Source organism: Oxynema mangrovii CENA135, from assembly GCF_016632315.1.
GTDB lineage: Bacteria > Cyanobacteriota > Cyanobacteriia > Cyanobacteriales > Laspinemataceae > Oxynema > Oxynema aestuarii.
In genome coordinates this window covers 1423013-1436115 of sequence record NZ_JAEOXH010000002.1, presented here as the reverse complement: position 1 = coordinate 1436115, position 13103 = coordinate 1423013, and the positions used below count along the sequence as shown (strand labels likewise).

Genomic DNA, 13103 nt, shown 5'->3' with positions numbered 1-13103 from the left:
TAGATGTTTTTTTAGCAAGGGGTTCGACTGAGCCGTCGATCGCCCGGGTTTGAAGTTTTAAATCGTCCTATCCCCGACGACAATTTTACCCTCGTCTCCCTGAATTTCTCTTCTCGAAGGACGGCCATTCGATGACTTGGTATTTAAGAGGCTCATTGCCTCTTTTTCTCCCTCCAAAATTTGGGAAATTCGCGGGTTTACTTCTTCTTCCTTTGTAAGAAGATTCGGTGACCTTTTGCTCCCTTTGGAGGAGTGAAGTTGGCGAGGTGCTGGGTTTTTAAGAACCGCGATTGCACCTCCTGGATCTTCAGACGCATTCGGGCTGAAAAAGTTACCGAGAAAGGAAAAAATTTTCACTATAACCTTATTCACGAACGGCTTGCCTGACGATCCGGATGGCAACAGATCTCGATTGAATTGTCTGATTTCTTGAAGTTTTTGCGATCGCCCCTTTCGGGTCATGGTTTCGGGAAATAGCAAATCAGTTGGCGAACTTTCCGGATTGAGCGATGAGTTATCGAAAGGTGAAATGGTAGATGCACCCTGATTGACGTTCCCCGGCTCCTCCGAGTCGGGTTTTTTTTTGCCCTCTCGGATGCGGTTCGGGTGCGATCGCCGTTCGTTTTCCTCTCGATCTTGGAAAATATCAACGATCGCTAACGGACTTAAAAATTTTTTCGATACTCCGGATCGAGTCCTCTTTTAAAAGAACTCTGTAGTGGTAGATGCACCTTGATTCATCTTCCCGGCTCCTGGGGTGCCGGGTTTTTTTTTGCCCTATCAAAAGCCCGATGTCAGGCTGTGTTCCTACGCGAGGGCTCATTCACCCTAACTGACGTTTCCCAGCTTCCATGCACCCACGATTTGTTTGAGTTTTAACACACCCTGGGCAGACGCTCCTAGCACCCTTGTATCCACCCCTAGGATTCGATGGCTAGATTCAACTCAGTTCTTTCTTCTCTTGCGGCGCCGACGAGGATCGCTTGCACCCCGCTCTATACCCTTGCTGACGCCTTGCAGAACTGTTTCGAGGAATCTAGCTAGCCGCTATTCTAGCAGCAAATTTTCCGGATCGGGTAGTCCAGTTGCGAAGATTACAGTGGTAGATGCACCCTGATTGACGTTTTCCGGCTCGCGAGAGCCGGATTTTTTTTGCCCGAAATTCTTCATTTTTACTGGGGCTAAAAAGATGGAGAGCATTGTGGCGATCTCGTCCATTTACTCGCTTTCTTTCCGAGCGATCGCCACGCTCTAAGATGAGGCAATTTAAACGCTCTCAATCCGATTGAAACTCTCTCGAATTTAGCAAAAATTTAATGCTTTTTCCCGGTCGAGATTGCCGTCGTCGCCGCCACTCTTTTGAACGGCATGTTAGGGCGTCCTGACGAGATGAAAAGATTTCCCCACGCCGGATCGCGTTTCTCGTTGTCGAAGCGAACTCTGCCCCTTTACAGAGATTTTTAAAGTCCTCGATCGGAACAATTTTGACGGAAATAAACTCGGGCGATCGCGTGCCACTCTCCAATTTGGCTACCTTCTTTCGCAACGCGATCGCGATCGTGGCGGTCAACTCACAAACCGAGGGATTTCCGGGTGGTTTGTTCGCCCGGTCGTTGGGGGGTCGAACCCCTCTGCGACCGCCGATCTAAAATGGCTGAAAAATGAGGAAAGGCGATGAAACTTTGGATGTCCCAAAATTTAACAAAACTACTGCGCTGGTTCCTCACGATCCTCGCTGTCGGACTGCTGGCGTGGCTGTGGATTTTACTGGGCGCCACTCCGGCGATCGCCTGCGGTTGAACGCTGGAAAGCGTCCCAATGAAGGACTTCTTCGAGCAAATCTTGATAGCCGCAAACGTTGGGATGCAGTCCGTCCTCGCCGATGCGGGAGCTGTACCAGTCACAACCGCGATCGTGCCAGCGCTCAAAAATATCTAAATAGGGAATTTGACGCGCCGCACAAGCCTGACGGGTTCGCTCTTTGTAGCGATATTGATCGTCGTGATTGAAGAACAAGCAGTCGGAAAAGGGCATTTTTCCTTCGTCTACGGGAACCATGCCGACGACTAACACCGGGCAGAGACTGGAGGCGCGATCGAGTAAGCGCTCGATATCATGACTGAATCGGTCAAAATCGGTGAAGTTTCGCCCGTTAAGATGACCCAGACGGGCAGAATCGTTGACGCCGACGGATAGTAAGATTAAATCCGGGACTTGATTGCGCAGTTCGCCGCGATGGCGAAATTCTTGTTCGAGGCGTTGGGCGACTTGGGCGGCGCGATCGCCGCGAACCCCCAGATTGTACAGCACGTGACCCGCACTCCCCGGTTCCATCCAATGACGGCGCAACCGTTCGACCCAACCCCCGCCGACCGGATCGCCAAAGCCGTAGATAATACTATCTCCAAGCGCGACGATTTTAAGTGGCTGACAGAGTTGGGCGGCAATGACCTGTTTCTCAGAGCGTTCTAAAACCTGCATAGTTGAGTCTTTCTCGGCTCGGATGAATGTAAAGACTTTTTACATAACTATAACAATCGAAATAAAAACTAACAAATATTTTTGAAATACATAAGCAGTTACGTGTATTATGGCGGTCCAACTGGAGAAAGCGCCACGAAATTGTTAGGGGGCGATCGCAGTGCCGCCAATGGGGGATACTGGCTAGCTTTGGTAAACTAGACAGTACCTTGCAAATGGCAAATACTTATGCACAAACGTCCTACAGTTGATACGACTCCGTTGATGCGTCGCGCTGAAGACCTGATCGATGCTGCATCTAACCGCTACCGGATTACGGTGCAAGTGGCCAATCGCGCGAAGCGTCGGCGTTATGAAGATTTTGATATGGACGATCCGACGGTCAAACCCGTGATGCGGGCAATTTTAGAGATGTCGGAAGAGTTAACCCAACCGGAAATTATCGGCGATTGAAGGATCGATAAATTGGGGGGTTGACTCCGACGGCGGGGCGCTCGATCCGGGATCTCGCCGGATCCCAAGAGCGTTCCACCGTGCAGTTTTAAGCGAAAATCGGCGATCGCCACCCCCCCGCGATCGCGGCAATCGTTCGGGAAGGATCGCGATGAACCAACAAAGATCGAATATGCCTGAGATTTGCTCCAATCGGGATCGAATGGCGATCGCCTGGCGCCGACGGACGAAGTGGGCGATCGCGATCGGATTGTTGCTCGGTTTGAGCGCCAGCTTTTTACCCGGATCGATCCCGGTCGCCGTGGCGCAAGAGCCAGAGGCGGACTGGCGCCGCCAGATCAATCCGCGTATCGTGTGGCCCCGCGTTTACGAGCAATTGCCGGAATTTCCCAAGGGGAACGACTATATCGATCGCGAAACCGGGGAAGTCGATGACAACAATACCCTAGTGGGTCGGTTGATTTCCTATCACGTGTTTGTCAAAAATCGGCTGCCGATGTTTCGCCTGGATTGGAAGTTGACCTTAGCGGACTATCTCGGCGCCAACGAGGCGATCGATCCTGAGAACTACCCGGGTCATCTCGATTTAGAGGAAAATCCGTTGGCAGGCGATCGCGACATTCTCAGGCAACTCAACCGCCAAGAACGGGAGCAGTTGATCTCGGTGTTGGTCAATATCTTTAATCCGAATTACAACAAACTGGTGGAAGCCAATTCGCGATCGACTCCCCCTAGCGAGGCGACCTCCACCCCGACTCGTCCTTCCGGTCCGCCACCGCTTCCCAAACCCGGCGATGCAGATTTGCTCAAACTCTAGGGTGGGGCGAACTCCTTTGCTGGCCTGGGTTTGACCGATAATTTCTAAAATTTTCCGAAATAGGGGTTGTTCGATCCTCGACCTTATGATACGATTAGAAATCGCTGACGGGGCGTAGCGCAGTTTGGTAGCGCACTACCTTGGGGTGGTAGGGGTCGTGGGTTCAAATCCCGCCGCTCCGACTTTCAGCTCTAACAAGAAGGGAAGCAGACTTTTATAGTTTGCTTCCCTTCTTCGATCGCGGGGCAATGAGAGTTCGAGGATGGAGCTAGAATCGAACCATGGCGCGATCGTGATGCTGTAGGTGAGGCGCTAGGCATTCAAATGTCGAGTTCAACACAAGCACGAACCTGGACCGTAGACGAATATCATCAGATGTTACAAGCGGGCATTTTGACATCTGACGAGCGGGTTGAGTTGCTGTCTGGATCTATTTTACAAATGAGTCCTCAAGAACCTCCCCATGCAGCAACCACCCGTCGAGCCTCCCGATATCTCGATCGCCTTTTAGACAATCTGGCCGATGTCCGCACCCAACTGCCGATTACGCTTTTACCCAACTCGGAACCCGAGCCAGATATTGCGATCGTTCGCCTCGATGCCAATGCATATGGCGATCGCCATCCCGGAGTTGAGGATATCTTTTGGGCGATCGAAATTGCCGACACCACATTACGTAAAGATCGCGAGATTAAGGCATTGGTGTACGCTCGGGTTCGAATCCGCGAATATTGGATTTTAGATGTAAACCGCCAACAAGCCTATATTTTACGAAACCCCAACGATCGCGGCTACAGTTCTGAGGCAATTTTAACTGCTAGCGATTCGGTTTGTTCTCTGGCGTTCCCATGGCTCGATATTTCACTGTCAGAACTGTTTTTACCGCAATAGGCGGCGAGATCGCGCCTACCAGGGATTGCCAATGGTCGTGAACGCCGACCAATAATAAGGATGGGACAAGAGGCGATCGCCCCGGTTGGCAATTTCTTCGGGTAACGGGAACTGACCCGATTCCCCAGTCCCGACTAACTGACCGTTTTCGATGCGAACCTCGCCGCGAATCATCGCCAATTGGGCGCGCCGCAGGGCTTCTGCTTTAATCGGCGCCAAGTCTAACTGACGGTAAAACTCCGTCATCAATCCTAACGTGCCTTCATCGCTGACGTACCAGAGGGAGGCCACGGCGGTTTTAACCCCGGCTTGGAATGCCAACCCCGCAAAACCCAATTCTGCCCGTTCGTCGCCGAGAGCGGTGCGACAGGCACTGAGGACGAGCAGTTCGACTGGGGGATCGTTCCATCCCAATTCCCGTAATTGGTCTAAGCCTAATTTGGTATCCCACAATTGGAGATAAGAATCCCCCGGTTCTCCGGCAGAAAATTGACCGTGGGTGGACAGGTGAATGGCGCCGAAACGTCCTTGTTGTCGTTTGTTCTTGAGATTTTCCAGGGTAAATTGTTCGTTGAGGTAATAGTGACCGGACCATAACTCGGTGGCGATCGCCCGTAACTCCGTAGGAACTGCTGGTAGGGCGTTTTGATCGGCGAAAATAGATGCCCCCATCGCCAACACTTGCGTCCCTTTGACCGTTCCGTAGCGGGTATCGGTCAAGCTCAAACTGGGCATCAGTCCGACGCTGTACCGTTCCAGGATAAAGTTATTGCCGTCGTGTAAAGCGGCAACCGGGAGCGATCGCAAACCGGAATCCATAATAAAAACTAAGTTATCGATCGCCCGTGCGTCTAATTCCGGCGTTAACGGATCGATAATCCAGTTGTAGAGTTGTCGCGCGGGTTCTAAATAACTGTTACTCTGACGCTTGCGGACGTTGGTAATTTCCCCTTGCAAGCGTTCAGTTGTCGCCAGAACTTGCGATCGCGTCACGCCAACGCGCGATCGCACGGCTTTTCCGTCGGTGGTGACTAATACCAAATCTAACTCGTCCGTCCCCGGATCGGCCCCGACGTAGGACGGGACGAAGTTAACGTAGATTAACGCAGGTTTAACCCCGGTGGCGTCTTCGATACGGTGCAGAATATTACGCGCTTGCGGCAAACTGACCGTGGGAGTTTGGGTACTGCTGGCTTGAGGATAGCCGAAATATTGCATCACTTCTGCACTAAAGGCGCGATCGATTTCGGCCATTCCCGGATCGACTTCAACCTCTGACGATGCTTGTGGGATTAGCAGTTCGGAAGGTTCCTCGTCTGAGGATTGCTGGTTCGGGGTTTCTCCTTGCAACACTAGGGTCACTTCGCTAGCTTGGGGAAAGGCGATCGGCGATGAGTTGTTCGTGACCCCAGTGAGGATTTTATTGACGATTTCGGGGGTTGGATCCTGTGGCGGATCTTCGATCGCGGCTGGAGAGATTATGGTAGGACTGACTGACGGTTCGATCGTTGTTTGAGGAATATCCGGACGGTTGGTACGGTCTGGTGGGGCCGTGGGGGGGATCGGTGAATCTGGATCGGTGGGACTGAGATTATCCGTTGAGAACTCGAGAAACGGTGTAGGTTGGAAAATTTCCCCAGTTGGCGCGATCGCGATCGGTTCTAAGGTTTTCGGTTCTTCTGGTTTGACGTCTTGCGCTTCTACAGGAGGACTTGGGGGAACGATTTCCCCGGTGGGCGCGATCGCGATCGGTTGAATTTCGGGTTGCGGTTGGGGTTGCGGTTGGGGTTCCGGTTCCGGTTCCGGTTCCGGTTGCGGTTGGGGTTGCGGTTGGGGTTCCGGTTGCGGTTCCGGTTGCGGTTGCGGTTGCGGTTGCGGTTCCGGTTGTGGTTCGGGTTCGGGTTCGGGTTCCGGTTCCGGTTCCGGTTCCGGAGGAAGTAGCGCCGAACTGGTTATCCCAATTTGACCGCGTGTAAAGTTGGCGGGCGGGAAAGGAATCGAGAACGGCGGTAAAATGCGATCGCCCGGGTCAGATCCGGCTAAAATTGCTCCGACTGTTCCATTTTGGCTGGCATCGCCAATGATAAACGGTCGGTTGGCGTCGCCGCCGTGAGCGATCGCGATCGCGCCACTCGCCGCCCCCCCTTGAGAGGACAGACTGGCGATCGTCCCGTCAATGGCGGTAAAGGTTCCGGTCACTTGCAACGAATCGGACGCCACAATTTCAATATTGCCACCACGTCCGGTGTGACTTTCCGCCCGAATCGATTCGACTCTCACATTTTCCGGATCGATCGTCACCGATCCCGCATCCCCGGACACGGAATGGGTATCGATCGCCCCGGTTGCAATCGCGATTTGGGCCGTGAGATCGACATCGCCGCCATCGCCACTATCCGCACTTGCCGTTAAATCTCCGGTAGCTATCCTGCTACTTTCTCCCGTCGCCGTCAGGGTTATCCCCCCGGCGTTTCCGGGCGATCCGCTTGAGGCGCGGGTGTCGATCGCCCCGGTCGAAATGCTCTCGGAAGCGGTCATCGTGACGTTGCCGCCGTCGCCCTCGCGACTGGATGTTATCACCTCACGAGTGATAATTTCCGAACCTGCGGCGATCGCCACGACCCCGCCGCCGCTTGGATTGCGGGTATCGATCGCCCCGGAGACGGACACCGCATCGCCGCGACTGTTTAAACTGACCGAACCCCCATCGGTGGCAATTTCAGCGATCGCGATCGCGCCTTCGGTATCGATGGCGAGGCGATCGGCGGTGGCGATCGCATTGAATTGACTGTTGCCCGTTCCGGCTTGTTGTATAAACGTGTCGGCGGCGATCGTCTCAAACGCGCTCAGATCCCCGACGCTGGCGACGGTCACCTTGCCCAAAGGTGTACTCGCGCCGACCCGACCTGTAAAGGTAATATTACCGATTCCCGCATCTAGAGTGAGATCGGCGTGACCGTCGAGATTGCGTGCAAAGCGCAGGTCGCCCCCAGAGGTTTGTAAGATCGTATTTCCGGTTAAGTCCACGCGATCGTTATAGGTTTGTCCGGCGGTTCCGGTCGTGGCGATCGTTGCGGCGAGTTCGGTTTGTCCCGGACTGTCGGTACTGAATTCGGTGGCGCGAATCTCGCCGTTTAAGCGGGTGGTTCCGCTACTGTAGGCGCGCAACATGCCTAATGGCGAATTGCCGGAAGTGGTGGCGAGGGAAAGATCCCCCGTTCCCGCTTGTAAGGTCAAATTGTGAGATCCTTGCAACGCTCCCGTTAGCTCGATGTTGCCGTTTCCGCTTCCGGTGGCGATCGTGATGTTATTTTGTAAGGTTATTGTTGCATCGGATCGTCCGAGGGTGATATTTTGGTCTTCCGTGCGAAGATTGCTATTGAGGGTAATTTCAGCCGCGTTTAAGCTCAAGCTGGCGTCGTCGATTCCTGCGAGAAATCCATCGATCGAAATTGTCCCCGAGGGAGATTGCAAGCGAGTCGGATCGCCGAAGGTCGCGCCATTGAGGGCGATCGCGATCGCGCCGCTTCCGTCGCTGCGTCCCACGGTCAGATTGGCAAAACCATCGGCGATCGCCTCTAAATCTGCGGTCGTCAACGTGAGAGCATCGGGAAGGTTGGCAGTAGGGTTGATGTGGATGGCACGATCGCCGTCGTGGGGTTGAATTAACAGGGTTCCACCCGCACTTTGTATGGAAGCCATACCGCCGTTGAGGTCGATTTCGTTGCCCGTCAGGGTAAGATTGGCGTTATTGTTAGCGGCGATCGGACCGTCAATGCTTAAAGTATTGGCTGCGTCTAGGGCGATCGCCCCTCCGGTTCCTGAAGACCAGGAAGAGGTATCAATTTCGCCTGTTGTCAGATTGCCCCGATCGCTGGTTATTGTAATCGAACCACTGCCGATTTCTCCAGAAGTAGAAAGATAATCGGTTTGTAAATTGTTGGCAGAATTAATAATGAGATTGCCGCCCGTTCCTGCCACTGAAAATGTTTCAATCCATCCAGTATTTACCGTGCCATTATCACTAGTCATTTCGACATTGCCACCGCTTATTTCTCCATAGGCGGCAATATTTTCGGTTGCCATATCTCCATAGGCGGTTAAGGAGATCGCCCCTCCGGTTCCCGAGTTAGAAAACGATTCGATTAAAAGGGTTGTTAGCGTGCCATTATCGCTATCAATTTCGACAGTCCCACCGCTTGTTTCGCCGTAACTTGCGATTTGTTCGGTTAAAATATCTCCATAGGCGGTTAAGGCGATCGCCCCTCCGGTTCCTGACTCAGAAAAAGCATCGATCCAAGTCGTGGTAATCCCGCCATTATTGCTAGTAATTTTAACATCTCCCGCTTCTGCTGGGCTGTAGGTTAACAGTTCTTGGGTTGAAATATCTGCGTTAGCGCTTAAAGCGATCGCCCCTCCGGTTCCGGTCGTTGAAGAACTATCGATCTTGTCGATATTTATTGCTCCCGCGATCGCCTCTAAATTAATATTTCCTCCCGAACCTGTCGTACTATCCGTACTCACTGCCGAACTATTTAAACTTCCATCAATCGTAATTCCATCGGTCGCCGTAATGTCGATATTTCCCCCATTATTCGCTATTCCTAAAAAACTTTCTGCATGACTGTCGATCCCTCTGAGACGGACAACTCCATTCGTGGCAGAAATTGTAATATTGCCGCCGTCGAACGCATCGCCTTCAGCAAAAACTGAGGAATCTACTTGTTTGTCTGGAGGAAACTCCGACAGGTTGATAATACTGCTATTGCTTGCAGTTAAGGCGATCGCGCCCCCACTTCCCGCCATTCCTTCCGAGTCGGAAGTCGATCGAATCGATGACCAAAGATTAATATCACCGTCAACCGTAGTTAACGTTATATCTCCTCCATTTCCTGCTTCGAGTGGTCCGTGAGAAAAAGATTCGAGATCGGCCATAAGATTCAAGCCATTGGTAGCACTGATGCGAATTTCTCCCCCATTTCCAGCATTTTGATAAGCTTCAGAACTAGAATCGAGACCCATCACCGCGATCGCCCCATTCGTAGCTGTCAGCTCGATCTGGCCACCATTTCCTGAATTCACACCCCCATAAGAAGATGCATTCAGATCTCCTAGGCTGGTTGTAATCTCGCCATTATCGACAGTTAAAGTAATATTTCCAGCATTATTGGCATCTCCTTCCGACTCGGACATCGAGGTAATATTTCTCGTGTCAATATTGCCAGCGATCGCCGTTAAAACGATGTCACCACCGTTTCCCGCTTCTTCATATTGATTACTAGAACTGGAATCGAGATCGCCAACGTTTAAATTGCCATTAGTTGCCGTAATTTCGATATTTCCCCCATCAGTTAGGAAGGATAACGTAGAAGTATCGATCGCCCCCGTGGTGACATTTGCACCAGAAATATCAATATCGACAGCTTCAGCTTGAATCTCATCTCCTTGAGTGGAAAAATTACCCACTCCGTCACCATCGCTGTCGGCATTTATAGATAGCAACCCTTCCGGAATTCCACCATTTGGGGTGACAATTCGTAAGGCGATATCGTCAGAACCATCCAGGATAATTCCCTCTGTCGCTTCGAGACGAACTTCTCTGTTCAGATCTAATGGCCCAGTTTCAATTAAACCGCTAGAAATGCTACCATTATTGGCACTCAAACGAATCGAACCACCAAAACCATCTACCGATGTAGCATCGAGACGGAGGGTTTCAATATTGCCATTTTTCGATGTAATATTGATATCCCCAGCATCGGTTTGTTCGTTCCACCACATCGCGGTTTCAATGAGACCTGTGGTGACATTTGCACCAGAAATTGTCAGGTCAAATCCCTCGACCCCAATGCGATCGCCTTCTGTGGAAAAATCACCGACTCCATCACGATCGCGATCGGCATCAATCCAAATTGAACCGTCTGACGGTGCCTGTTCTGGAACGATCCATAAAGCTCTATCTTCAGAACCATCGAGGGTAATTCCGTCTGTCGCTTCGAGACGAACTTCTCCATTCAGATCTAATGGCCCAGTTTCAATTAAACCGCTAGAAATGCTGCCATTATTTGCACTCACATTAATCGAACCGCCCAGACCATCGGAGGTGGTTGTATTGAAGCTACCCAGGGAAATATCCCCATTATTACTGGTGATTTCAATATTTCCCGCCCCAGTTGAACCAGAAGTATCTAGATATTCTATTGCCGTAATATTACCGTTTGCTGTCAGGGCGATCGCGCCACCCGTTCCGGACAGGGATGATGCCTCAATCGAGGTTATCGTAACAGTTCCATCACTGGTGATTTCAATCGTTCCGCCACTATTTTTTCCTACAGTCAAAAGCTGTTCTATAACAATATCCTGAGTAGCATATAGGGAAATTGCCCCACCATTTCCCACCGATCCAGAAGATGCATCAATTGTAGCTGTTGTGATTTTGCCGTTATTACTAGTAACTGTAAGATTTCCACCCCCAGTTTCACTAGAACTATCAAGATTACCCGTTACCGTAATATCCCCCGTTTGACTCAACAAACGAATATCGCCCCCAATTCCGATGGTTGCAGGCGTTTGAATTCCCGCAGGATCTGCTACGGAACCGATCGCAATTCCATTGCGCGCGTCCAAAGTTACCCCACCTTGACCCGCCGTAATTTGTCCGGTCGAAATCGACCCGCCGGGAAGGGAAAGATCGGGAAAATATTGATTGGTTAAAAACGCTTGTCCCCCATTGTTAATCGTAATATCCCCGATCGCGATATTCGCACTCGTTCCCGTTCCCCCCGTTCCCGGAGGTCCCGGCGTAAACCCGGGTGGAGTGGCGGGGGTCAGACCCGGGGTTCCATAAGCGGTGGTTCCGGCGCGAATGTCGAGGGTCGCTTCCGTACTCCCATCGATGGCGACGACGGTGGTTCCGTCGGAGAGGGTGACGTTTTCCTGAAGGGAGTTGGCGGCGGTATCGGTTCCGTTAATCGTGACGCCTCCGGGAATGGTCACGCTTCCCCCGGCCAAAATATGTAAAGATGCACCCGTATAACTCTCGAAACTTACGTCTCCACTCGCCCGCAGAATCGGGTCTTGAGGACTGAATAAGCTGCCTAAACTACCGTCGGGGCGTTCGATGCGGAAATTGCCGCCCGTCGAGTAATGGGCGTCCCCTCCCACGGGATTGGGCGATCGCACGATGAAATCGCTGCCGGAAAATAAGCCACTGTCGGGATGATTCAAAATCGCCAGGTCGATCGCGCGATCGCCTTGCAGTAAAAGCACTCCGCCACTTTGCACGATCGCCGGATCCGTGGCGCGATCGCGCATTCGCAGGGTATCCCCCGCCTTCAAGCTCAGATCTCCCGTACTTTGTAGGTTCGCACTCTCTAAAACCAAGTGATGACGGGCATCGAGAAGGCTATTGTGAGATATAATGGTGACCGACTCGCGATTGGCCGAAGCGGGGGCGATCGCCAGATCGCCGCGATCGATCGTGATTCCCGATCCGGTTAAGGCGATCGTTCCGTCGGGATTGACCGTCATTTGACTGGCGTGACTCCCACCGCCACTCAACAATTTCGGGACATCCGTCACCCCTAACTCGCTTAACCCATTTCCGTCTATTTCTAAACTGAGTAAATGTCCCGGTTGAGTCAGTCGAATCGTACTTTCTCCGGGAACGGCGACTAGGGTAATTTCTCCCCCGGGCGCCGACAAAACCCCTGTATTGACTATTGCACCCGCCAATAAACCGAGTTGGTGACCTTCTGGAACGCTCAACTGTCCAAAATTGGCGATCGCCTGAGGAAATGCGTCGAAAGAAAACGCTGTGGGCGTACCGACTAAATCCGTGTAATTATTGGCGCCCCAAACGTCAAACCAACCCGTTTCAAAACCAATTTTGCTCGCCGTCGTCGCCGTAAAGTCTCCGGGAACGTTTAAACGGGCGTCGGATCCGAAAACGATCCCGGCGGGATTGGTTAAAAATAGGTTGGACGACCCCCCAGAAACTTGGATTAAACCGTCAATGAGAGAGACTTGTCCCCCGGTGACTCGTCCTAAAATGTTTTCAATTTCTGGTAGAGTTTGAAAGTTGGCAATTTCGCCCGTATCGAGTCCGAAGTTTTGGAAAGAGTGAAATAAGTTACTGCCATCCCCCGATCGCCGTCCTCCCGTAATTTCGTAGCGGTTTCCCTCTGGTGTTACGGCGGTTCCCGTACCATCTGCCGCCGGGACGATCGACTGGGCGATCGCTGGCGAACTCGCTATCAAAATGGTAAAGCTTGGATAAAATAAGCTAAAAAGAATTAAAAAGCGTAAAAAAGTGTTATTTTTTGTTTTTTTTATTCTTTTTTCAGTTAAAGCGCGATCGCCGATCGTTTTAAATGAGGTCAATGACTCGTCTAAATCCCCACAAGCCATTGATGGAAAACTCCGAGCGTTCATTGCCGTTCCCCCCTGCTGGCATGGCTTT

Annotated in this window: 8 protein-coding genes and 1 tRNA gene; 5 read left to right on the top strand and 4 right to left on the bottom strand. The window is 51.9% G+C overall.

Features of this window, described 5'->3' with window-relative positions; all coding sequences use genetic code 11:
- Positions 1-57 precede the first annotated feature (57 nt).
- Both JJD41_RS19790 and JJD41_RS19785 read right to left on the bottom strand, forming a co-directional pair.
- Complete coding sequence (locus tag JJD41_RS19790; RefSeq protein WP_200669177.1) at positions 58-372, bottom strand: hypothetical protein; 315 nt, start codon at positions 370-372, stop codon at positions 58-60.
- Positions 373-1047: 675 nt separating this feature from the next.
- Positions 1048-1218, bottom strand: coding sequence for a hypothetical protein (locus tag JJD41_RS19785; protein WP_200669176.1), 171 nt, complete (start codon positions 1216-1218; stop codon positions 1048-1050).
- 266 nt (positions 1219-1484) lie between these two features.
- Between JJD41_RS19785 and JJD41_RS19780 the strand changes: the two genes are divergently transcribed.
- Entirely contained in the window at positions 1485-1649 is a 165-nt protein-coding gene (locus JJD41_RS19780; RefSeq protein WP_200669175.1) for a hypothetical protein, read from the top strand.
- A gap of 115 nt (positions 1650-1764) precedes the next feature.
- On the opposite strand, the gene JJD41_RS19775 is transcribed toward JJD41_RS19780, so the two are convergent.
- Positions 1765-2481 (bottom strand): GDSL-type esterase/lipase family protein, encoded by a 717-nt coding sequence (locus JJD41_RS19775; protein WP_200669174.1) that lies wholly within the window; start codon positions 2479-2481, stop codon positions 1765-1767.
- 228 nt (positions 2482-2709) lie between these two features.
- On the opposite strand from JJD41_RS19775, the gene JJD41_RS19770 reads away from it, so the two are divergent.
- The 4 genes from JJD41_RS19770 (at position 2710) to JJD41_RS19755 (ending at position 4642) form a co-directional block, all read left to right on the top strand.
- Complete coding sequence (locus tag JJD41_RS19770; RefSeq protein ID WP_168567437.1) at positions 2710-2934, top strand: DNA-directed RNA polymerase subunit omega; 225 nt, start codon at positions 2710-2712, stop codon at positions 2932-2934.
- 172 nt (positions 2935-3106) lie between these two features.
- The gene (locus JJD41_RS19765) at positions 3107-3751 is read left to right on the top strand and encodes a hypothetical protein (RefSeq protein ID WP_200669173.1); all 645 of its coding nucleotides are present in this window, start codon (positions 3107-3109) and stop codon (positions 3749-3751) included.
- A 108-nt stretch (positions 3752-3859) separates the two neighbouring features.
- A tRNA-Pro gene (locus JJD41_RS19760) sits at positions 3860-3933 on the top strand.
- A gap of 142 nt (positions 3934-4075) precedes the next feature.
- Complete coding sequence (locus JJD41_RS19755) at positions 4076-4642, top strand: Uma2 family endonuclease (protein ID WP_200669172.1); 567 nt, start codon at positions 4076-4078, stop codon at positions 4640-4642.
- Positions 4643-4657: 15 nt separating this feature from the next.
- Here the strand turns inward: JJD41_RS19755 and JJD41_RS19750 are convergent, their stop codons facing one another.
- The gene (locus JJD41_RS19750; protein ID WP_200669171.1) at positions 4658-13075 is read right to left on the bottom strand and encodes a CHAT domain-containing protein; all 8418 of its coding nucleotides are present in this window, start codon (positions 13073-13075) and stop codon (positions 4658-4660) included.
- Between the last annotated feature and the right edge of the window lie 28 nt (positions 13076-13103).